The sequence below is a fragment of the Pseudomonas sp. ATCC PTA-122608 genome, from assembly GCF_001952855.1.
In the GTDB taxonomy this organism is placed as follows: Bacteria; Pseudomonadota; Gammaproteobacteria; order Pseudomonadales; family Pseudomonadaceae; genus Aquipseudomonas.
Genome location: NZ_LPNO01000018.1, coordinates 76,431 through 96,656 on the forward strand (window position 1 = coordinate 76,431; position 20,226 = coordinate 96,656).

At 60.6% G+C, this 20,226-nt stretch carries 20 protein-coding genes and 1 pseudogene; 5 read left to right on the top strand and 16 right to left on the bottom strand.

Annotated elements, in window-relative coordinates; genetic code table 11:
• Positions 1-87: 87 nt before the first annotated feature.
• Genes AU074_RS17320 through AU074_RS17330 form a run of 3 tightly spaced genes read right to left on the bottom strand, consistent with a single transcriptional unit; the run spans position 88 to position 3,224 of the window.
• Entirely contained in the window at positions 88-1,191 is a 1,104-nt protein-coding gene (locus AU074_RS17320; RefSeq protein ID WP_076015752.1) for an acetoin dehydrogenase dihydrolipoyllysine-residue acetyltransferase subunit, read from the bottom strand.
• Entirely contained in the window at positions 1,188-2,207 is a 1,020-nt protein-coding gene (locus tag AU074_RS17325; protein ID WP_076015753.1) for an alpha-ketoacid dehydrogenase subunit beta, read from the bottom strand. Before AU074_RS17325 ends, AU074_RS17320 begins: the two co-directional genes overlap by 4 nt.
• A 39-nt stretch (positions 2,208-2,246) precedes the next feature.
• On the bottom strand, positions 2,247-3,224 hold the full coding sequence (locus AU074_RS17330) for a thiamine pyrophosphate-dependent dehydrogenase E1 component subunit alpha (RefSeq protein WP_076015754.1): 978 nt from the start codon (positions 3,222-3,224) through the stop codon (positions 2,247-2,249).
• 310 nt (positions 3,225-3,534) lie between these two features.
• Here AU074_RS17330 and AU074_RS17335 point away from each other — a divergent pair, with 310 nt between their 5' ends.
• The gene (locus AU074_RS17335; protein WP_076015755.1) at positions 3,535-5,400 is read left to right on the top strand and encodes a sigma-54-dependent Fis family transcriptional regulator; all 1,866 of its coding nucleotides are present in this window, start codon (positions 3,535-3,537) and stop codon (positions 5,398-5,400) included.
• A 68-nt stretch (positions 5,401-5,468) separates the two neighbouring features.
• On the opposite strand, the gene AU074_RS17340 is transcribed toward AU074_RS17335, so the two are convergent.
• Together AU074_RS17340 and AU074_RS17345 are read right to left on the bottom strand one after the other, a co-directional pair.
• On the bottom strand, positions 5,469-5,951 hold the full coding sequence (locus tag AU074_RS17340; RefSeq protein ID WP_218191622.1) for a C39 family peptidase: 483 nt from the start codon (positions 5,949-5,951) through the stop codon (positions 5,469-5,471).
• Between the two features lie 497 nt (positions 5,952-6,448).
• Entirely contained in the window at positions 6,449-7,228 is a 780-nt protein-coding gene (locus AU074_RS17345; protein ID WP_076015757.1) for an acetoin reductase, read from the bottom strand.
• 190 nt (positions 7,229-7,418) lie between these two features.
• Between AU074_RS17345 and AU074_RS17350 the strand changes: the two genes are divergently transcribed.
• Positions 7,419-9,563: a TonB-dependent siderophore receptor gene (locus AU074_RS17350; RefSeq protein ID WP_076015758.1), complete on the top strand. Its 2,145-nt coding sequence runs from the start codon at positions 7,419-7,421 to the stop codon at positions 9,561-9,563.
• Between the two features lie 27 nt (positions 9,564-9,590).
• Here the strand turns inward: AU074_RS17350 and AU074_RS17355 are convergent, their stop codons facing one another.
• The 3 genes from AU074_RS17355 to AU074_RS17365 form a co-directional block, all read right to left on the bottom strand.
• Complete coding sequence (locus tag AU074_RS17355; protein ID WP_076015759.1) at positions 9,591-10,043, bottom strand: DUF6124 family protein; 453 nt, start codon at positions 10,041-10,043, stop codon at positions 9,591-9,593.
• 348 nt (positions 10,044-10,391) lie between these two features.
• On the bottom strand, positions 10,392-10,829 hold the full coding sequence (locus tag AU074_RS17360; protein ID WP_003219182.1) for a carboxymuconolactone decarboxylase family protein: 438 nt from the start codon (positions 10,827-10,829) through the stop codon (positions 10,392-10,394).
• Between the two features lie 111 nt (positions 10,830-10,940).
• Positions 10,941-11,978: an AraC family transcriptional regulator gene (locus AU074_RS17365; RefSeq protein ID WP_076015760.1), complete on the bottom strand. Its 1,038-nt coding sequence runs from the start codon at positions 11,976-11,978 to the stop codon at positions 10,941-10,943.
• 203 nt (positions 11,979-12,181) lie between these two features.
• Between AU074_RS17365 and AU074_RS17370 the strand changes: the two genes are divergently transcribed.
• Entirely contained in the window at positions 12,182-13,123 is a 942-nt protein-coding gene (locus tag AU074_RS17370; protein ID WP_076015761.1) for a transporter, read from the top strand.
• Positions 13,124-13,250: 127 nt separating this feature from the next.
• On the opposite strand, the gene AU074_RS17375 is transcribed toward AU074_RS17370, so the two are convergent.
• From AU074_RS17375 to AU074_RS17395, 5 genes are all read right to left on the bottom strand, one after another.
• The gene (locus AU074_RS17375) at positions 13,251-14,519 is read right to left on the bottom strand and encodes a DSD1 family PLP-dependent enzyme (protein ID WP_076015762.1); all 1,269 of its coding nucleotides are present in this window, start codon (positions 14,517-14,519) and stop codon (positions 13,251-13,253) included.
• A complete protein-coding gene (locus tag AU074_RS17380; RefSeq protein WP_173860389.1) occupies positions 14,519-15,847 on the bottom strand; it encodes a D-arabinono-1,4-lactone oxidase in 1,329 nt (442 codons plus the stop codon). Before AU074_RS17380 ends, AU074_RS17375 begins: the two co-directional genes overlap by 1 nt.
• 77 nt (positions 15,848-15,924) lie before the next feature.
• Complete coding sequence (locus AU074_RS17385; RefSeq protein WP_076015764.1) at positions 15,925-16,293, bottom strand: cytochrome c5 family protein; 369 nt, start codon at positions 16,291-16,293, stop codon at positions 15,925-15,927.
• Between the two features lie 236 nt (positions 16,294-16,529).
• Complete coding sequence (locus tag AU074_RS17390; protein ID WP_076015765.1) at positions 16,530-17,282, bottom strand: outer membrane beta-barrel protein; 753 nt, start codon at positions 17,280-17,282, stop codon at positions 16,530-16,532.
• Positions 17,283-17,406: 124 nt separating this feature from the next.
• Complete coding sequence (locus AU074_RS17395; RefSeq protein ID WP_076015766.1) at positions 17,407-18,237, bottom strand: arylamine N-acetyltransferase; 831 nt, start codon at positions 18,235-18,237, stop codon at positions 17,407-17,409.
• A 158-nt stretch (positions 18,238-18,395) separates the two neighbouring features.
• On the opposite strand from AU074_RS17395, the gene AU074_RS17400 reads away from it, so the two are divergent.
• Complete coding sequence (locus AU074_RS17400; RefSeq protein ID WP_063028819.1) at positions 18,396-18,641, top strand: DUF6555 family protein; 246 nt, start codon at positions 18,396-18,398, stop codon at positions 18,639-18,641.
• Positions 18,642-18,674: 33 nt separating this feature from the next.
• Here AU074_RS17400 and AU074_RS17405 read toward each other — a convergent pair whose 3' ends face one another.
• Together AU074_RS17405 and AU074_RS34170 are read right to left on the bottom strand one after the other, a co-directional pair.
• Positions 18,675-18,869 carry a DUF6021 family protein gene (locus AU074_RS17405; protein ID WP_076015767.1) on the bottom strand — a complete coding sequence of 65 codons (195 nt, stop codon included), beginning with the start codon at positions 18,867-18,869 and terminating at the stop codon, positions 18,675-18,677.
• Between the two features lie 24 nt (positions 18,870-18,893).
• The gene (locus AU074_RS34170) at positions 18,894-19,067 is read right to left on the bottom strand and encodes a hypothetical protein (protein ID WP_167663801.1); all 174 of its coding nucleotides are present in this window, start codon (positions 19,065-19,067) and stop codon (positions 18,894-18,896) included.
• Positions 19,068-19,220: 153 nt separating this feature from the next.
• Here AU074_RS34170 and AU074_RS17410 point away from each other — a divergent pair, with 153 nt between their 5' ends.
• The gene (locus AU074_RS17410; protein ID WP_076015768.1) at positions 19,221-19,742 is read left to right on the top strand and encodes a DUF3087 family protein; all 522 of its coding nucleotides are present in this window, start codon (positions 19,221-19,223) and stop codon (positions 19,740-19,742) included.
• Between the two features lie 274 nt (positions 19,743-20,016).
• On the opposite strand, the pseudogene AU074_RS34260 reads toward AU074_RS17410, so the two are convergent.
• A pseudogene (locus tag AU074_RS34260) lies at positions 20,017-20,226 on the bottom strand (IS3 family transposase); the annotation flags it as partial.

Here is a 20,226-nt window from a genome sequence, read left to right on the forward strand (position 1 = left end):
TGCTCGCGAATGCGGTGGGTCAGTCAATAAATCTGGCACTGATACACCGCCTTCGCGAGCAAGCCCGCTCCCACATTTTGATCTCCACTAAGCTTGGGTTTTGAGAAACGCCAGCATCAACTGATTCACCCGCTCCGCCGCCTCCAGCTGCACCATATGCCCCTGCCCCGGCAGTATCTCCACCTGAGCCTCCAGTTCCTGGGCATGGCTCGCTGGAATAATTGCGTCCTCACTGCCCCAGATCACCAGGCTCGGCTGCTGCCCGACAACATTGCGCAGGTCCGCCAACTGCCGACCCCTACTGAACAACGCCCCGGTGATCTCGCGCAACGCCTGATCCACCCCCTCCAGACGCTTGAACTTGAGCATGTCTTCAAGCATCTGCCGGGTCACCAGCGCCGGGTCGCTGAACAGTTGCACCAGTTGCGGCTTGAGTGCATTGCGATTATTGGCCTCGATAAAACCTTGCAGGTAATCACCGTTGATTTCCGTACCCAAGCCAGCGCTGGCAATCAGGGTCAACGACACCACACGCTGCGGTGCCAATCGCGCGATGTTCAGGCAAACCAGCCCACCCATCGAGTGCCCCGCCAGGTGCACGCGGTCAATCGTCAGATGATCCAGCAGCGCCAACACCGCCTGACTCAACTCCTCGAGGTCGCCGGCTTTCAGGTACTTGCCCGACTCGCCATGCCCCGGCAAATCCAGCGCGATCACCCGCCGTTCAGCCGCGAGCACCGGGTGATTGAACAGCCAGTTATTCAGGTCGCCACCAAAACCATGGATCAGCACCAGCGGTGTGCCGCCCTCCCCGAGGTCCAGATAGCGCAACAAGCGCCCGCCCACTTCGACCTTATGTGCCGATGGCCCGCTGGCTTCAGCCTCGGCAGCATTGGAAACGAACCCCGCCTGGAACGCCTCGATCACCCCATCAATCTCGGCCTCGCTGGCCTCGCCTTCCACCACGATTGCCAGCAATGCCCCCACCGGCAAGGTCTCATCGCTCTGGGCCAACACACGCCGCAGCACTCCGCTGAACGGCGCCTCGACGCTGCTGGAGATCTTGTCGGTCTCGACATCCAGCACTTCTTCGCCCTTTTCCACCCGGTCGCCCGGCTGCTTGAGCCAGACATCAACCCGGCCCTCGGTCATCGACAGCCCCCACTTGGGCATGGTCAGTGTATGGATCATGCGGCGTTCCTCTTGTCGGCAATCTTCAGCACCGCAGCTTCGATCTTCGCCGCGTTGGGGATGTACAGGTCTTCCAGGGCATCGGAAAACGGCACCGGGGTGTGGGGCGCGGTGACCATTTCGATCGGCGCGCGCAGGAAGCTGAACGCGCGTTGCGCCACCAATGCACTGATGTCCGTGGCAATCGAACAACGTGGATTGGATTCGTCGATCACCACCAGGCGCCCGGTTTTCTCGACGCTTTCAAGGATGCTGTCTTCGTCCAGCGGGCTGGTGGTGCGCAGGTCCAGCACTTCGCAATCGATGCCTTGGCGCGCCAGGTTGGCCGCGGCTTCCAGGGCGATATGCACCATGCGCCCGTAGGTCACCAGGGTTACGTCATTGCCTTCACGCACGAAATTGGCTTCGCCGAACGGCACGGTGTACAGCTCTTCCGGCACTTCGCCCTGGAGGCTGTAGAGCATTTTGTGTTCGAGGAAAATTACCGGGTCGTTGTCGCGTATCGCCTGGATCAGCATGCCCTTGGCGTCATAGGGCGTGGCCGGGCACACCACCTTGAGCCCGGGAATATGGGTCCACATCGAGGTGAGCATCTGCGAATGCTGGGCGGCGGCACGCAGGCCGGCGCCGTACATGGCGCGCACTACAAGCGGTGTGGTGGTCTTGCCGCCGAACATATAGCGAAACTTCGCCGCCTGGTTGAGCAACTGGTCAAGGCAGCAGCCGATAAAGTCGACGAACATCAATTCGCACACCGGGCGCATGCCACGGGTGGCCGCGCCGACGGCCATGCCCACGTAGCCGACCTCGGAGAGCGGTGCGTCGAGCACGCGGTCGGGGAATTCCGGATACAGGCCCTTGGTGACGCCGAGCACGCCGCCCCAGGCGTCCTGTTCACCCGGTGAGCCGGTGCCGCCGGACACGTCCTGGCCGATGATGAACACGCTCTGGTCGCGGCGCATTTCCTGGGCCAGGGCTTCATTGATTGCCTGCTGATAGCTGATTTTTCTAGCCATGATGACTTCTCCACGGATTGTTTTTGTAGTGGGTGGCGGTTAGCGGTAGGCGACGTAGACATCACTGAGCAGGTCGGCGGCCTGGGGTTTTGGATCGGACTTGGCCAGGCGCACGGCGTCTTCGATCAGTTGCGCAACTTCGGTGTCGATGCGTTCGAACTGCGCTGCGTCGAGCCAGCCTTCGGCGGTGCAACGCTGGCGAAACAGGCTCAGGCAGTCGCCGGTTTCCCGCAGGTGCTTCACTTCATCCGGGCCGCGATAGGTTTGCGCATCGCCTTCGAAGTGGCCGTAGAAACGGCTCAATTTGACTTCCACCAGCGTCGGCCCTTTGCCGCTGCGGGCACGCTCTACCGCAACGCCGAGGGCGGCGTGTACGGCAAAAAAGTCGTTGCCATCGACGATCACGCCCGGCATGCCAAAGCCCACGGCGCGCTCGGCAATGTCCTTGCAGGCCACCGACCAGCCGGACCCGGTGGCTTCGGCATAACCGTTGTTCTCGGCCACGAACAGGCACGGCAGGTTCATGATCGAGGCCAGGTTCATGGCTTCAAACACAGCGCCCTCGTTGGAGCCGCCGTCGCCAAAAAACGCCACGGCCACACCCGCGCTGCCCTTTAGTTTCGCGGCCAGGGCCGCACCGGCTGCCAGCGGCGCACCGGCCCCCACAATGCCGTTGGCGCCGAGCATGCCCTTCTCCTGGTCGGCGATGTGCATGGAGCCGCCCTTGCCGCCGCACACCCCGGTTTTCTTGCCGTAGATCTCGGCCATCATGCCGAACACATCCACACCCTTGGCGATGCAATGGCCGTGGCCACGATGGTTGGAGGCGATGCAATCTTCATCGTTGAGGTGGGCCATGACCCCGGCTGCACTGGCTTCCTGGCCGGCATACAAATGCACGAAACCGGGGATCTCGCCGGTGGCGAATTCCACGTGCAGGCGTTCTTCGAAATCACGGATGGTGCGCATCACGGTGTAGGCATGGAGCAATTGATCGGTGGACAGGTGAGTGGACATCTTGTTGTTCTCCAGGTTGTCTCGACACACAAAAGGCTGGATCAGGCCAGCTGCAAGGCACTCAGCACGGCCTGTGCCAATCCGCTGGAAAACCTGGGAAAGCCTTGATCCAGAGCAGCTGCCGGAAGACCCGGGCATGCCACTGTGGCCCGTTCAATGAGACGCGCCGTTGCAACCTGCCCGCAGCGTCTCAGGCGGGATGAGACGCTGCGTCTCACCTCGGGCAGTTGGTCAGGCCGCCCTTGTTCCTCCCGGCCCATGGGCGCTTAATGGCGGGCATAACAACAAGGATCGAGAACCGGAGGCTTCAATGCTCGCCGTGAACTCCAAGGACCATGTCGACTGCGTCAGCCGCGTGGTTCGCAACGCCGACCGCCTGCCCCAGGCGCCGGTGCCGTCGCTGATTTTTGACTCCTGGCGCCGCTCCATGGAGCAGCACCACCTCGACCCCGGTTCCCTGCAAGGGCCGCGCATCCTCACCAGCACCCTGCTCAAGGAATGCCGCGAGCGCGCCGAGCTGTTCATGCGTATCGCCAGTGAGGAAGTCGGGCAGATTCATAACCGGGTGCGCCACGCCGATTACTGCGTGATGCTCACCGACGCCCAGGGCCAGACCATCGACCATCGCGTGGACGCCGGCATTCGTAACGACTGCCGCAAGGCCGGCCTGTACCTCGGCACCTGCTGGTCGGAAGCCGAGGAAGGCACCTGCGGCGTGGCCACGGTGCTGACCAGCAAGGCCGCGGTCACCGTGCACAAGCGCGACCACTTTCGCGCGGCGTTTATCGGCCTGACCTGCTCTGCCGCACCGATCTTCGATCCCCAGGGCAACCTGCTGGGCGTGATGGATGCCTCTGCCCTCAAGTCCCCGGATGATCGGCGCAGCCAGCACCTGGTGCGGCAGATGGTGGCGCAGAGTGCACGGGCCATCGAGAACGCGTTTTTCATGCACAGCGCCCAGCAGCATTGGGTGTTGCAGGCCCACAGCACGCCGGGTTACGTCGACAGCCAGCCGGACATGCTGCTGGCGTGGGATCAGGACGGGCGACTGCAAGCCTTGAACAGCAAGGCGCGGCAGGCCCTGAGGGTGCGCTTCGGACAGTTGCCGGAGCATATCGGCGAAGTGTTTGACCTGGACGCGCTGCGCGCCGTGACCGATCAATCGACGCAGCAATTGCACTGGCTCGGCGAACCGGGGGCGTTGCAGGTGCGGGTCAGCGCGCCACGGCGTAAAGCGGCGCGGGCGGTAACGTCCTTGGCCAATCAGATAGACCCGCGTTTTGAAGAGCATCTGCGCCTGGCCGTGCGGGTCAAGGACCGCAACCTGCCGGTGCTGGTCCAGGGCGAAACCGGTGCCGGCAAGGAAGTGTTTGCCCGCCAGTTGCATGAACGCAGCGCCCGTCGCGACGGCCCCTTTGTGGCGGTGAACTGCGCGGCGATCCCGGAAAACCTGATTGAGAGCGAACTGTTCGGCTACGTGGCCGGCGCCTTTACCGGTGCCTCCAGCAAGGGCATGACCGGGCTGCTGTTGCAGGCCGATGGCGGCACGTTGTTTCTCGACGAGATCGGCGACATGCCACTGGCGTTGCAGACGCGACTGCTGCGGGTGATGGCTGAAGGTGAAGTCGCTCCGTTGGGCGGGGCAAAAACCCGTGCGGTGGATATCCAGGTGATCTGCGCCAGCCATCGGGATTTGGCGGCGCTGGTGAGTGCTGGAAGCTTTCGCGAGGATTTGTATTTCCGGTTGGGCTGTGCGCGGTTCTGTGTGCCGCCATTGCGCGAGCGCACGGACAAACTGGCGTTGATCAATCGGCTTCTGGAGCAGGAGGCGCGACACAACGGTGTAGCCGTGGGAATCGCAGCGGCGGCGCTGGAGTTGCTGCTGGGCTATGCCTGGCCGGGGAATGTGCGGCAACTGCGGCATGTGTTGGCGTATGCGTGTGCGGTGTGCGATGGCGGGACGCTTCAATTGGCGGATTTGCCAGTGGAAGTTCGCGGTGAGGTGGTTGCGGTGGAAGAGCAGGAAAGCGTGAGTCCGGAACGGCAGCTAGTGCTGGATGCGTTGATTCGGCATCGGTGGAAGCCGCTGGCGGCGGCGCAGGCGCTGGGGATTTCCAGGGCGACCTTGTATCGACGGGTTAACCAACTGGGAATCGATATGCCCGGGAAGCACTGACAAGCCCATCGAATGGCAGCTTATAGCTGCCTACCCCAGACAGGCGTTATCAAAAACCACTTCTACTCTTATCTAATTAAGATTCCTCGACCCGCAAAGTACCTTCCGAAGGACTCAACATTCATGACGACGTTTTCCTGCGAATGTGAGTTATGACCCGATGGGTTATGAAACTTCAGGAAGTCGTCAGTTGCGTCTGTTACCAATACAAGATGACCTCCTTTCTTTGGCGGCTCTTGCTCAGGCCATCGAATAGAAGGGTGCACAGACGCAATAAAGAAATGACCGTCAGTAAACATCGGCTTGATCTCCTCCGCAGAGATACCGGTGACAATCTGTGCCTTCAGACCAAATTCTTTATTTAACATCTCAATCGCCGGCGCGTAAATCATCCCATGGATACTTTCGCCATCGACTACGTAGGCTCCGTAGGCCAACGCCTTTTCCAGAAGGCTGAACGTTGAGTGAACGAGACCCGTCTTGGCGGCAAGAAGCATCTTAAGGCAGGCCATGCCACATAAGTGATTAGCCCACAATGCATACTCATCCACGCATCGGGCTCCAGAGTTTATCCAAAGCGGATCCTCAGAAACCGTCTTCTCGCCAGAAATTATATCGGCAGCCAAAAGTCGGGATTCCCATTGGCAGAAATAAGGAACGCATGCGACCATAACTAAACCTCAGCCAGTAAAAACGGAATAAACTTTAAAAAACACACCACAGACACTACAAATATAAAACAATGAAACCCTATTCAGCACAACCCACTTCCATAAGTTTTTTCTGCTAATCCAAACTCGGTAACTGATTCCTACAGAAGATTCCTTAAAACTAGAACCGTCAATTCATTCAGCACTTACACTCCGCACTTATATATCTAGAGTCGCAAGCACGAGCACTGACACAGCACGGTAAAAAATGTGGGAGCGGCGATGCGACGATTCGACTTGCTCGCGAATGCGGTGTATCAGTCTCTGGATATCTTGACTGAACCACCGCATTCGCGAGCAAGCCCGCTCCCACATTTTGACCGAGTGATTCTGCCGGGTCAGCGGTAGAGAATCCCACCATCAATCAACGGCGATTGCCCGGTCATGTAATCCGAATCCGGCCCCGCCAGGTACGACACCAGCCCCGCCACATCCTCCGGCGTTTCCGCCCGGCCCAACGCAATCCCGTCCACATACTTCTTGTACGTCGCCCCTACCTCGGCGCCGGTAATCTCGGCCATGCGTTTGTCGATCTCGACCCACATATCCGTGCCCACCACACCCGGGCAGTAGGCGTTGACGGTAATCCCGTCACTGGCCAACTCCCTCGCGGCGGCCTGGGTCAGCGCGCGCACGGCAAACTTGGTGGCCGAGTACACCCCCAGCAATGCAAAGCCCTCATGGCCAGCAATCGAGCAGGCATTGATGATCTTGCCCTTCTGCTTCAGCGACTTGAATTTCTTGCCCGCGGCCTGGATGCCCCAGAGTGTGCCCTGCACGTTAATGCGCAGCGTGCGGTCGACCTGTTCCGGAGTCACGTCCAGCAGTGCGTCGATCTGCGCGACGCCGGCGTTGTTGATGATGATGTGGAAGCCACCCAGGGTCTGGTGGGCATGTTCCACCGCCGCGACCACTTGCTCCAACTTCGAGACATCGGCGACATACACCGAGGCTTTGCGCCCGAGTGCAACGACCTCGGCCGCCACCGCTTCAATCTTGGCGCTGTTGATGTCCACCAACGCAATGTCGGCGCCGTCCCGCGCCAGGCGCAGGGCGATGGCCCGGCCGATGCCTTGCCCGGCGCCGGTCACCAGTGCAACTTTTCCAGCGATACTCATGACGATCCCCTTCAACGGTGAGAGAAGCCTTGTCTATCGCAGTTGCCGGGGGCCGCTGTCGAGGAGCAGCAGGATTGATCTGCGGGCTGAGACGGGACGTCTCAAAGCGAACCATTCTCGAAAACTTGTAAAACGCCGCCGATATGCCTAGCTTATGCGCCCTCCGCTCTGCGCTCTCAGGCCTTCCCCCATGGTTTTGCGTCTTCGCCCCGCTGTTCCTTCACGTTTTGCCCTCGGCCTGTTGCTCAGCGCAGGCATTGGTAGCAGCCAGGCGGCTGATATCGAGCTGTCGGAGGTGAAGGTCCAGGGCCAGGATGAATCCGGCTATAACAGCGACACCGCATCGGTGGGCGGTTTCGATGAGGCACCGTTGCTCGACACGCCGGCCTCGATCGCGGTGTTCAACGAGTCGCTGATCAAGGATCAACAGGCGCGCTTGCTCAGCGAAGTGCTGCGCAATGACGCATCGGTGGGCGACAGCTATGCGCCCATCGGCTACTACGAAAACTTCGTGGTGCGCGGCTTCTCGTTGAATGCGGCCAGCAGCTACAAGATCAATGGCCGCACCATCACCGGCGAGCAGAACGTTGCCCTGGAGAACAAGCAGCGCGTGGAGTTGCTCAAGGGGTTGTCGGGCCTGCAAAGCGGGATTTCCGAGCCCAGCGGCGTGATCAATTACGTGACCAAGCGCCCGGAGGATGTGCGCTCGGTGACGGTGTCCACCGATGATCGCGGCAGCGGCTACCTGGCCACCGATGTCGGTGGCTGGTTTGGCAGCGAGCAGCAGTTCGGCCTGCGCGCGAACGTGGCCCATGAAGACCTCAACGCTTATGTCGAACATGCCAATGGCCACCGGGATTTCCTGTCCCTGGCGTTCGACTGGAACATCAGCCCCGACGCGGTATTGCAGCTGGATGCCGAGTATCAGAACAAGCAGCAGCGCTCGGTGCCGGGTTATCAATTGCTGGGCGGGACCGAGGTGCCGCACAACGCGTCACCGAAAAAACTGCTGGGGCATCAGAGCGGCGCGAATCAGGTAGGGATCGATTCGCTGAACCTCAATGGCAAGTTTGAGTATCGCTTCAGTGACCAGTGGAAAGGCAGCGTGAGCGCGGCGCGCAGCAAGGTGGTGATTGATGATTACAGTTCGTTTGCGTGGGGTGGCGACACGGCTGGCAACGGTAATTACTTCAGCCCGGAAGGCGACTATGGCATCTACGACTTCCGCAGCCCGGATGACACCCGCCGCGATGATGAAATCCAGGCAACGATGACCGGGTTGTTCAATACCGGTGGGCTGGGGCATGAACTGACGTTTGGTACGAGCGCGTTTCGCCGCGTGATCGACAAGCGGGAATCGATCAACGAGTGGATCGGCACAGGCAACATCAATCAGGAGCCTGATAACTTTCCACGTTACGCCGGTGCATTGAACGACAGCCACCGCAACCTCGACAGCCGCCAGTACGGACTGTTCGTCACCGACCGCATCAGCTTCAACGAACAATGGCAGACCATCGTGGGCGGTCGCGAAGTACGTCTCGACGAAAAGGCGTTCAATAAAGACGGCAACGAGTCCCGCCACACTCAGCAGTATGTGTTCCTGCCCCAAGCGGCGCTGATCTACAAGCCGATTGAGAACCTGTCGCTGTATACCAGCTACAGCAAAGGCCTATCCCTCGGTGGACAAGCCCCTTGGTTTGCACTGAACAACGACGAGACCCTCGCCCCAACCGTCTCCCGCCAGATCGAAGCCGGTGTGAAATACGACTGGCGCCGCATCAGCTTCGCCGCCGCGATCTTCCAGACTCGCCAGGCCTATCAATACGCCAAACCCGACGACGCAGGTACGTTCACCTACGTACAACAAGGCCAACAGAAGAACACCGGCCTGGAGTTATCCGCCAACGGCTGGGCCACCGAGCGCTTGCAGATCGCCGCCAGCGTCGCGGCCATCCGTGCACGGGTGACGGGCAGCGGCACGCCGGAATACGAAGGCCATCAGGCGATCAACGTGCCGAAACTGCGCGCCAGCCTGTATGCCGACTACGCCCTGCCCTGGGTCGACGGCCTGGCGTTGCTCGGCGGCGTGCAATACAGCGCCAACAAGTACGCCAATCGCACCGGTGATGTGGAAGTGGGCGACTACGCCATCGTCAACGTGGGCAGCCGCTACACCACCAAGCTCGATGGCTATGAGACGGTGTTTCGCCTGAGCGTCGACAACCTGTTCGACAAGCGTTACTGGCGTGACGCCGGCGAATACATGGGCGATGACTACCTGTTCCAGGGTGCGCCGTTGACGGCGCGCTTGAGTGCAACAGTTAACTTCTAGAAGAACAAAGGTGGGAGCCGTCGAGCTTTAGCGAGGCCGCGATGGCGGTGGCTCAGCCAATATCAATATTGACTGTGCCGCCGCCATCGCAGCCTCGCCGGGGCTCGACAGCTCCCACACTGGATCTGCTTCGTAGGTTGAATACGGTTCCTTAACCGCCTGGACCGGACATTTCTGCTTCATCGCCCGATCAACCAACAATGCCGTCAACTCCAGCAACTGCCCGATGGCCAGTAACTGACAACGTTGCTTGCCGTCCATTGTCTCCGCCAGATCCTGAACAAGGCCGCAGGCGCCATTAAGGGTCTCATAGGCGTTGGCCAGCAGCGCCTCCGTATTGGCGGCAGCATTGATGGAAAACAGAGGAAGGTAGCCGTTGGTGTGTGGCGGGGGTGGAAGAGCGTGATGGGCAGCGCGACTCGCAGCGTCCAACAGCGCTGCTGAATCTTTAGGCGGGGGATTCGGCGTGACTTTGTGCATGACATATCTCCAAGTTTGGCTGGAGCTGCACCTGATCGCCGCGACGCGATGGAAGGTGGCAGCTGTACGCAGGTTCGCGGACCGAGAACTTGGAACTCGGCATACCCGAAGGTATCCCACGCACAGCTGCCATAACACGAAACGCCGAACACCAAAGTGCCCGGCGCAAAGCGGTGGCAATTATGCATCAAGTTAGCGGGCCGCGAAGCCCGGTTGCTGAGTGTCAGCAACCGGGGGAGGTTAATCTGCGGTCCAAATCGAAGCAATCCCGGCATCTCGTGGGAAAATTCTGTGGGCCTGCTACGCAGCCCAGCGGGAGCAAGCGCCCTCGCCACAGGTGACGCGGGGTTATTTAGGCATCTTGCGAAAGCCCACCGCCAGGCGGTTCCAGCTGTTGATGGTGGCGATCGCCACGCTCAGGTCGACTTGCTCTTGCGGGCTGAAGTGGGCGGCCAGTTCGGTGAAGTCGGCATCCGGGGCGTGGGTCTGGCTGAGCAGGGTCAGGCTTTCAGCCCAGGCCAGTGCGGCGCGTTCACGGGGGGTGAAGAACGGCGTTTCACGCCAGGCCGACACGGTGTACAGGCGGCGCTCGGTCTCGCCACCCTTGCGGGCGTCAGCAGTGTGCATGTCGAGGCAGAAGGCGCAGCCGTTGATCTGCGACACACGCAGGCGCACCAGTTCCAGCAGCGGCAGTTCGATAGACAGTTTGCCGACAGCGGCCTCCAGGGCGAGCATGGCTTTCATGGCGTCCGGGGAGGCGGTGTAGAAGTCGGTACGAGCTTGCATGGTGATACTCCAGAACAGTAGGGATTGGTGTCTAGAGTAGTGAGACGGGTGCGTTGGGCAAATAGCCAATCCGGGGAAAGATCAGGTAGCCAATGGGGCCAATCCTGACGATCACCCCAGCCCTGCGCCTTCGCCACGGAATGCACTGGGACTCAGCCCGGTCCAGCGCTTGAACGCGCGCCGAAAACTGCGCACATCGCTGTAGCCGACTTCCTCGGTGATCCGTTCGATGGACAACCCCGGGTTACTCAGCAAGCCCATGGTCCGCGCCCTGCGCACCTGCTCAAGCAAGCCTTCAAAGGTCAACCCGTGCTCGGTCAGGCGTCGACGCAAGGTACGTCCGCTCATGTTCAGGTCACTGGCGACCTTTTCCAGCTGGCTGCCCTGCAAATCCCGGGAAATCGCGCGCTCCACCGCCTGGATCAAATCCATTTTCTGATGCAACTGGGCACTTTCCAGCTCCAGCAATTCCAGGGCCTGGCGCAGGGCCAGGGCGTGGTGATTGGGCAGGCGCACGTCCAGCCAGTGGCTGGCCAGGACCATGCGGTTATGCAGGCAACCAAAACGCACATCCGCGCCAAACAACTGGTGATAGTCGGCGACGTAGACGGGCGCGGCGTGGATAAATTCGACTCGCAACGGCATGAAGCCCTCGCCCACCAGGGCCCGGCCGTACACCATCAGGCTGGCGAAGAACTCCTCGGCGGCAAACACCTGCACCTCGGCGTAGGGCAGCAGGCATTCGATATCGACGAACACTTCCTGGTGGCCTTCATGGGTGCGCGAGGTGGCGATACCGCCGGAGGTGTGCTGGTGGCGTTCACCGATGGCGAAGGCATCGCGCAACGTCTTGCACAGCGAAATCACATGGCCAAGCAGGCCCAGGGTACCGAGCACATTCTGATGGCCCACCCACAGGCCCAGCCCCTGGTCGGGCAACACCTTGAGTGCACGCTGGATCATCGCTACCGCCTGGCGATAGGAAATCCGCTGGGCCGGGTCGTCCAGGTCGGCCAGGGTAAATCCCAGGCCACGGCACAGGTGCTCGGCACTCGCGCCCCTTTGCGCGACCACTTGTCCGAGGGTTTGCAGCAGAAATGGCGAGACCAGGGCCAAGTCATAGTGCGGATCAACGGCTTTCCTTTGCATGAGTGTTCGATTCCCGACTGAGTGCTTCAGTTCTTGTTTTTGAAACATCCTGACAATCATAGGCGCTTGCAAGAACTGCTGCACTCTGGATGAAAGCTGTCCGCCAAAGTCCCCCTATGTGGCCGCCAATACCCTGCCCCGCTGGCCGTTCAGGGCTTATTTCTATAGGTAGCGTCGCCCTAACAATAATAATGAGCCCAGCCATGAACCCGACCCGTGCGTTTTACCCCGTGCAACTCGCCCTGTTGACCCTCATCAGCCTGCCGGCCCTGGCCACCGAAGGCGGCGTCGACAACATCGGCCCCGGCACCGATGGCTTCTACATCCTGCCCCTGGACGTCAACAACCTGCCGGACCACATGTTCGCCTTCAACATTTACTACAACCATTACGAGGCCAAGAAACTCGATATCAGCTCGTTGGGTGGCAAGGTGCCAGACGTGAAGATCAAGTCCGATGCGATCATCCCGCGCCTGGATTACCTCAGCCCGCTGCGGGTGTTCGGCGGGCGCCTGGGCGGCTACATCGCCCAGCCGTACCTGAAGCAACAGGTGTCGCTGTTCGGCATGTCCGACACTCGGGAAAGCATGGGCGACACTACGGTGGCGCCGATCATCCTCTGGGACCTGGGCAAGAACCTGACCGTGGGCACCGCCCTGGAAATCACCCTGCCCACCGGTGAGTACGACGCCACGCGCCTGGCCAATACCAGCAACAATTTCTACACCTACAAGCCGCTGGTGTCGGCGACCTGGTTGCCCAATGAGCGCACCGAGCTGTCGATCAAGACCACCTATAGTTTCAACAAGGAAAACCCCGATACTCATTACCGTTCGGGACAGATTTTTCACTTCGATTATTCGGCCAGCTACAAGGTGACGGATAACCTCAGCCTTGGGGTCAACGGTTATTACCTCAAGCAGACCACCGACGATAAGCAGTACGGGCGTACCGTGGTGAACATCTACGGCGAGGATGTGGATGACGGGGTCAAGGGCCAGGTGTTTGCGATCGGTCCGGCGGTGTATTTCACCTTCCTCAAGTACGCGAGTGCCGAGGTGCGCTGGGCCAAGGAGTTTGATGTACAGAACCGGCCGGAAGGCGACATGTTGTGGGCGAAGTTGACGATTCCGTTTGCCCTGTAACCCGGCAAAAACTGTAGGAGCGAGCTTGCTCGCGAAAAACGTCAACGATAACGTGGGCTGCCTGGAAGACCCGCGTCGTCCTTGGTTTTTTCGCGAGCAAGCTCGCTCCTACAGTGGGACGGCGTTGTCAGGTGTAGACCGGCCAGGTATCGACGATTTTCCCGCCCCGCACTGCCAGCAAATCCCCGAACTGCAACAGCACAAACTCGCTCTGGGTCGGGCGCAGAAACACCTGGTCTTCCACGTTCAGCCCCACCTTAGGCGAGCCATTGACCATCTCCTGATTGGAGCTGCGCCCGTACAGGTCATTACTCTGCAAGCCCTGGGGCGATTCAAACTCGGCCATCCAGTTCCCCCCATAAATAAAGAACGTGGCGCGCTGATTCGCATCCCACCACGAGAACAACCGCGACTTGCCGTCCAGCGCCGGGATATCCACCGGCCCGGTGCTTTTCAACACGGGCGTGGCGATATAGGCCGCCGGCACATGCTCACTCAACGACGGCAAGTCATAGTGCGTCGGCTTGAGCAACGCGGTGCCCACCGACACCTCGCTGCTGAGCTTTTCCTGCTCGTGAATGCGATAGCTCGGGCTGCCCGCCGTGTTCAATGTCAGCCCGTCACGCCACAGCGGCGCAAAGTGCTGGCGGGTGTAATCCACGTAGCCGTTGTAGCGCTGCATGACCTTGTCGAACAGCGCCTGGGGCGAGCCGAGGATTCCCGGCACGCCCATGCCCACGAACGGGTCGTAGCCCATAAACCCGCTGAACTCCAGCTGCTGCGGATGCGCGCTGATCATCGTCAGCATCTGCCCCAGCACCGCGTTGTCGCTGATGCCGCCGCGATGCAGGCCCACATCCAGCTCGATATTGACTCGCAACTTGGTGCCTAACCCCTGGGCCAGCGACAGGTATTGCTGCAGGCGCTCGGGGGTGTCCAGCAGCCATTGCAACTGGCGGGACGGATCGAACGGGCCTTTGTGGGTCTGATAAAACAGCTCGGCCGAACGCACCGGCAACGGCTTGCCCAGCAGGATGTCAGCGTCGGGAAAGACCTGGGCGTCGTGGTTCAGAAATGGCTGGTGAAACGACATCAGGCGCTGGGTGCCAGCACGCTTGGCGATGTAGGCCAGCAGCCCCGGCGACGGCAGGGATTTCTCCACCAGCCGCAGGTGTTTGCCGCCGCGCTGCACCGACTGCATCACCACGTCGATGTTGTGGTCCAGCTTGTCCAGGTCGATCAGCATCACCGGGCGCATCGGCCCATGGGCCTTGAGTTCCTGGTTGAGGCTACGGAAATACTCGGTGTACGGGCTGCCCCGGTCGCCCGGCCTGAGCAAAATCGCACCACCCACCAGCAACACGCCGGTACCGAGCATGAAATGTCTGCGGTTCATCAGGCCACTCCCAAAATTGATGACAGATGCGCATTGAGGAATTTGCCGCTGGGGTCCAGCTCGCGGCGCACCCGGGTGAATTCTTCCCAGCGCGGATACAGCGGCTGCAAGGTGCGCGCGTTGAGGGTGTGCAACTTGCCCCAGTGCGGGCGGCCGGCGTATTTCCAGAAGATTGGCTCCACGGCGGCGAAGAAATTGTGGTGGTCCATGGTGTAGTGCTGGTGCACGGAGATCGAACAGCTGTCACGGCCCTCGAACATGCTCAGCGGAATGTCATCGGCCTTGACGTAGCGGTACTCGATGGGAAACCAGGTGCGCAGGTCCTTGTCGTTGATCAGCTTGAGGATTTCCCGCAGGCAGGCCGGGCCGTGTTCGGCGGGCACCGAATATTCCATCTCGTTGAAGCGCACGTTGCGCACGTTGGCGTACACCTGGAACGACTCGGCCACGCGGTCATCGAAGCTGGCGAAAAAGCGCAGGCTGTTGAGCAAGGCGCGGCGGGCGTCGGGGAAATCGCTGCCGTATTTGTCGAGTTTTTCGATGATCGACACAAACTCGTTGCCGCCCGCCTCCGCCGGGTCGATGGGCGGGGTTTCGGGGTCGGTGGTTTCATTCAGGGCGATGGACAGCGCGTAGTCGGAGTGGGTCACCACGAGCATTTCCCAGTGCTGGTTTTCCCGGGTGTTTTTTGCCACGTCCTCCAGCAGTTCTTCAGTCTTGGCGATCCATTGGCGCTCTCGCAGGCGGTAGGTTGCGCGGTTTTGCAGGCGGACCTGGGTGGCCACGCCGAGGGCACCGAGGGACACTCGCGCGGCGCTGAACACTTCGGGGTGGCGGTTGGTGTCGCAGTCCAGCACCTCGCCCTGGGCGGTCACCAGTTGCAGGCCGGTGATGCAACCGGAATACGAGGTGAAGCCCACGCCGGTACCATGAGTCGAGGTGGAGATGGCACCGGCCAGGGTCTGGTAGTCGATATCCGCCATGTTCGGCAGCGCCTGGCCCACGTCCTTCAATGCCTGGCCCATGCGCGACATCGGCGTGCCGGCGGCAAAGGTGGCCTGCAAGGTGTGCGGATCGTGCTCCAGCAGGCCGTTGAAGTAACTCAGGGACAGCAACGTGCCGTCGGTGGGCACCAGCGCACTGAACGAATGGCCCGAGCCCACCGGCCGCACCTTGCCCGGTGCCTGGCGGATGACCTGCACCAGTTCATCGAGGTTTTTCGGCGCCAGCCGGGCCAGGGGCAAACAGGTTTGCGCCCCCGACCAGTTGCGCCAGGGAATCAGCCGCGGTGCCCGGGCCAACTGTGCCAGCACCGGGTTACTGGTCAATGCCATGAACGCGCCGGCTACCGCGCCGCGCTGCAATAATTCTCGCCGTGAAAGCGCCATCGCCTACCCCGTTATTCTTATTGGATGTGTTGGCCCGACATAAAACTGATCAGCCCCAGGAATTGCTCTTCGGAGCACTGCACGCACAGGCCCATCGGGGGCATGCCGTTGTAGCCGTTGATGGTGTGGTCCAGCAGGGTGTCCGGGCCCTGGGCGATGCGCGGGCTCCAGGCCGGGCCGTCACCGGTCAGCGGCGCACCGGAGGCCGGGTTGGCGTGGCACAGCTTGCAACTGGTGTCGTAGACCTGGGCCAGGGCTGCGTTGCCGGGCATGGCATTGGCCGCCGTGGCACGTTCGGGGGGATGTTTCGGTTTGTCGTCACAGGCTGTCAGCAGGCAGGTCACGGCCAGCAGCAGACTGATGCGACGGGGGTTGATTGCCCGCATAGCCACCTTCTCTCTTATTGTGTGAAAGCGTGATCCACACTAAGGCAGCCAGGGCGCGGCGTTGAGGGTATTGGGGGACAGAAAGGGGGGCTTGGGCGGACAGTTGATTGAGCAGCAACGCCGATCAAATGTGGGAGCGGGCTTGCTCGCGAATGCGGTGTATCAGTAACAGATCTGATGACTGACACACCGCATTCGCGAGCAAGCCCGCTCCCACAGTTAGAATCGAGGTGGGCTTAGAACGCGATACCGACCTTGAACCCATACTCGTCACGCTTGAGCTTGGTGTTGTCGGCTACGTACGAGTCGCCATCGAGCTTGTACTCGGTGCGGGTGTAGTACAGGCCCGCCATCACCGGCAGGTCGCCTTTCTGGTTCATCAACAGGCTGACCTCGGCGTACGGGTTGGTGCGGTCCTTCAGGTCCACGGTGTCGCTGCCGATGCCGTCGACCTTGAGCTTGGCGCGGCCGTCGATGGTATGACGGGCACCCAGTTCAACACGCATGGTCATGTCGTCGAACTGGTGGTTGTAGCCCAGGGCCGCCTTGGCGAACGGCGATTTGTTGGTGAGTTTCATGTCGTAGTCGCCCGAGTCCGGCTCGTAGCGGGTCCAGCTGTAGCCGCCACCCACCAGCACGTCGACGAAGTTGCGTGCGTCCAGCGCGGCACGCCAGCCGAGGTCGAGGTCGGCCTGGCCTTCCTTGAGCTTGTTGTCGCTCTTCTCGCCGTACTTGGCCTCGATACCGGCCTGGTAGATAAAGCCCGATTCAGCCGTCAGCTTGTTGCCGAAGTTGTAGAACAGGCCGGCTTCAGGCATGTGGTCCTTGTCGCTCTGGCTACCGCCTTCGAGTTTGAAGTCGTTGTAGCTGCCGAGGATACCGAAGGTGGAAATCGGGTCAGTCGGCGCTGCGGCGAACACCACACCAGGTGCTGCAATAAGGGCCAGGACCGAGGAATTCTTGAGGATTTTTCCGAATAGTTTGGACATCGTTTTACGTCTCCATTGCAGGTGGCAAATTATTCAGGAAACGCTTCGAACCCTCGTTTTGACGAAAGGTTCGAATTAATTTGCACCTTTTTTGAAAGTAAAACGATTCAGCGGAGGCTCTATATCAAGCCTCTTGGACATTGGCCAGTAAACCAGCGACGATTGGCCGCAACTGTGGATGCTCCGGCAGGCGAATGCCAAAGCTGGCTTGCAGCAGCGTCAGCAGCTCGTCCACATCCTCGATGGCGCGCTTCTCGCTGGCCCGGTCCAGGTAGTGAACCGCGTACTGGCCATTGTTCAGGGTGCGGCGAAATCCCGGGCCGATCAGTGCGACTTTCAACTGACCGAAGAACGGTGAGTCCGGGTGGGTGGAGACGTACCAGTTGCCGATTTCGTAGTCGATGCGCGACTGCAACTGCAGGTCGAACACATACAAGCCGCGCCACTCACCGGCGACCTGCGCCCACAAGGTGTAGCTGCCCTCGTTCAGGCTCAGGCGATAGGGTTCATGGGCCGTGGCCTGGGTAACGTCGGTGTCCAGTTGCAACGGGCTGGTGGGCACCATGCCACCAAAGCCGACATCGCTGATGTAACGCATGCCGTCCAGGGTCACCAGGCTCAGGCGATGGGTGCGCCCCGTCAGCGCATCGGGCGGCCCGCCCATCACCACGCGACCCGTGATGCCCCGCGCGTCGAAGCCCAATTCCTGCAACAAGGCCAGGAACATCTGGTTCAGCTCGTAGCAATAACCACCGCGCCCGTCGAACAGGACTTTGTGCTCGACACTGGGTAAATCGATGGGCACAGGTGCATGCAACAAGGTCGACAGGCTTTCAAACGCGAAGGTACTGACGTGGCGCAACTGCAGATCCTGCAGGGTTTGCAGAGTGGGCGGCGGCGGCGTGTCGTAGCCCAGACGTTGCAGGTAGAGGCGGCTGTGGGTCAGCTCTGGCATGACGCAATCCTGGAGTCGTTGGCGAACGCATCACTAATACCCTGAAGGTGGCTATTTGCCAAATGTGATTTGAATCAAATGCAAGCCCTCAGATGCAGAAACTTTCTGAACCTTTCTGAACTGTTTTATATCCATTCACTACAAGACAGGGAGGCATCATGAGTACCGCAATGATCTACACCATCCACTACTTGCTACACGGCGAACCGAAAACCTTTGTGGTGCGTGCCGAGGTCATGAACAACGCCGAAGCGTGGCATTGGGCGGCCGTTGACGCCGACATTGCCCACGTGGGGCGGATAGGCCGACCGGGCCATGAGCGGGTGAAAAAAACCACTCGGCCCTGGGCGGAGAAGTTCGGCATCACCGAGGTGACCTGGGTAGCCCCAAAACGGCTTGGCTGATGAAAAAAGCCCCGCTCGATGGCGGGGCTCATTTCACGGTTTCAGATCACCCAAGGGATCATAGGCCGGCTTCTTGCCGGTTTTTTCAGGCTTGTCCAACGGTGCAATCGCGGGCCCTACCGGGTCGACCTGCGGGTCGGCGACGTCCGGGGAATCGGGGTCGAATCCCAAGTCGTCCTTGCCGCTGGAATGCTCTGATGAATGCGGGCCGCTTGTACTATTAGTCATAACTCTCTCCTTGGCGCGCCGGGTTTACAGCGGGCGGGCCTTGTCGTGCAGGTTTTCCAGGTCTTCTTCGACCCGCTCTTCGTCGTCTTGCCGTTCGGCGGGATCGTTGGGGCGCAGGGCGTCGTTGTCGCGCTCCTCTTCGCCGGGGGTGCGGTCGGGGTTGGGTGTGCCGGGCGGCTGTTGCTGGTACCGGGTCATGGTTCACCTCGCTTGGGGGTCGGTTGCCTACGAGGTTTAGAGAAATTGCTGTGTGCCATCGTTCAACCTGATTACCGTCACTCCGACGGGCGAAGCATGAGAAGATGCCGGCCGATGCGATACCCCTACTTTGCCCATGGAGACTGCACCCGGATGTTTGAGCTAAAMCCCTGCGACCCGATTMCCTTTCGCCAGCAGACCCGCCGCAGCACGCTGATCGTCGCGGGGCTGTTTGTGGTGTTGGCGATGGTGCTTTCCAGCCTGGCGGTGATGGTGTTTGGCGAGCCTGGGGGGGATAACTTTCGCTTCAACGTGGGTGGGGTGTTTGCCGGGGTATTGATTACCGTGGGGCTGGTGCGGGGGCCGTTCTGGAGCCAGGCGTGGCTGGCGCCGGCGGTGTATGGGTGGCAGCTCAAGCGCAGTTTGATGAGTGTGACGAACGTGATGCACAAGGTGACTGACGGGGTGAAGGTGAATGATCCGGTGGCGATCAAGTTGCTGCGGTTTTATCACCTTGGGTTGATGCAGATGCACGAGCTGGACGCCAATTCGAGTTCTCAGGCGCAGTTGGTGCGGGAGGTTGATGAGCACCTGGAGAGGATGCGGGGGTTGGGGATTGAGCCTGACCAGACGCGGTTGGATCCGGGGTGGGTTGAGGCGGTTAAGGCTCGCTGATTGGGGGGGCATATCCGTTGCTGCGGTAACGGCCGCCTATGGTTCCGCTCTTACAGCGGCTCACTTTTGAACAGCGCAAAAGTAAGCAAAACGCTCTTGCCCCACCACTCGGCACCTCGCTTGGGCTCGGTGTGCCCGCACTCCGGCAGCACGAACCGGGCCGGAGTGCGGGCATGCCGAGCCTAAGCGAGGCACCGAGTGGTGGGGCAAAGACCTTTTGGTTACTTTTGGGGCGTTCGGTACGTGTCAATGTATCTGTCGCCTTACTACTGTTTTAGCAAGCCATTGCGGCCCTAGCATCCGGTCGCTCCGGGTTCAGATAAACAGCTTCTGCAAGCTGCCAGTTACGTGTGTTYCCGCTCCAGCGGCTGGGATTAGCCGCTTTAGCGGACTCGTACAGATCCTTGCGGGCTAGCAGCAAGGCCAGCGCCTTACCCTCGTGGCGCTCGTCCGGCGTCACGTACTTCAAGGCGCTATGGCGGTG

What these genes read in the sequence shown, in the direction of transcription:
- AU074_RS17320 (WP_076015752.1), bottom strand. Translation starts at nt 1,191, where the DNA reads ATGATCCATACACTGACCATGCCCAAGTGGGGGCTGTCGATGACCGAG.
- AU074_RS17325 (WP_076015753.1), bottom strand. Translation starts at nt 2,207, where the DNA reads ATGGCTAGAAAAATCAGCTATCAGCAGGCAATCAATGAAGCCCTGGCC.
- AU074_RS17330 (WP_076015754.1), bottom strand. Translation starts at nt 3,224, where the DNA reads ATGTCCACTCACCTGTCCACCGATCAATTGCTCCATGCCTACACCGTG.
- AU074_RS17335 (WP_076015755.1), top strand. Translation starts at nt 3,535, where the DNA reads ATGCTCGCCGTGAACTCCAAGGACCATGTCGACTGCGTCAGCCGCGTG.
- AU074_RS17345 (WP_076015757.1), bottom strand. Translation starts at nt 7,228, where the DNA reads ATGAGTATCGCTGGAAAAGTTGCACTGGTGACCGGCGCCGGGCAAGGC.
- AU074_RS17350 (WP_076015758.1), top strand. Translation starts at nt 7,419, where the DNA reads ATGGTTTTGCGTCTTCGCCCCGCTGTTCCTTCACGTTTTGCCCTCGGC.
- AU074_RS17355 (WP_076015759.1), bottom strand. Translation starts at nt 10,043, where the DNA reads ATGCACAAAGTCACGCCGAATCCCCCGCCTAAAGATTCAGCAGCGCTG.
- AU074_RS17360 (WP_003219182.1), bottom strand. Translation starts at nt 10,829, where the DNA reads ATGCAAGCTCGTACCGACTTCTACACCGCCTCCCCGGACGCCATGAAA.
- AU074_RS17365 (WP_076015760.1), bottom strand. Translation starts at nt 11,978, where the DNA reads ATGCAAAGGAAAGCCGTTGATCCGCACTATGACTTGGCCCTGGTCTCG.
- AU074_RS17370 (WP_076015761.1), top strand. Translation starts at nt 12,182, where the DNA reads ATGAACCCGACCCGTGCGTTTTACCCCGTGCAACTCGCCCTGTTGACC.
- AU074_RS17375 (WP_076015762.1), bottom strand. Translation starts at nt 14,519, where the DNA reads ATGAACCGCAGACATTTCATGCTCGGTACCGGCGTGTTGCTGGTGGGT.
- AU074_RS17385 (WP_076015764.1), bottom strand. Translation starts at nt 16,293, where the DNA reads ATGCGGGCAATCAACCCCCGTCGCATCAGTCTGCTGCTGGCCGTGACC.
- AU074_RS17390 (WP_076015765.1), bottom strand. Translation starts at nt 17,282, where the DNA reads ATGTCCAAACTATTCGGAAAAATCCTCAAGAATTCCTCGGTCCTGGCC.
- AU074_RS17395 (WP_076015766.1), bottom strand. Translation starts at nt 18,237, where the DNA reads ATGCCAGAGCTGACCCACAGCCGCCTCTACCTGCAACGTCTGGGCTAC.
- AU074_RS17400 (WP_063028819.1), top strand. Translation starts at nt 18,396, where the DNA reads ATGAGTACCGCAATGATCTACACCATCCACTACTTGCTACACGGCGAA.
- AU074_RS17405 (WP_076015767.1), bottom strand. Translation starts at nt 18,869, where the DNA reads ATGACTAATAGTACAAGCGGCCCGCATTCATCAGAGCATTCCAGCGGC.
- AU074_RS34170 (WP_167663801.1), bottom strand. Translation starts at nt 19,067, where the DNA reads ATGACCCGGTACCAGCAACAGCCGCCCGGCACACCCAACCCCGACCGC.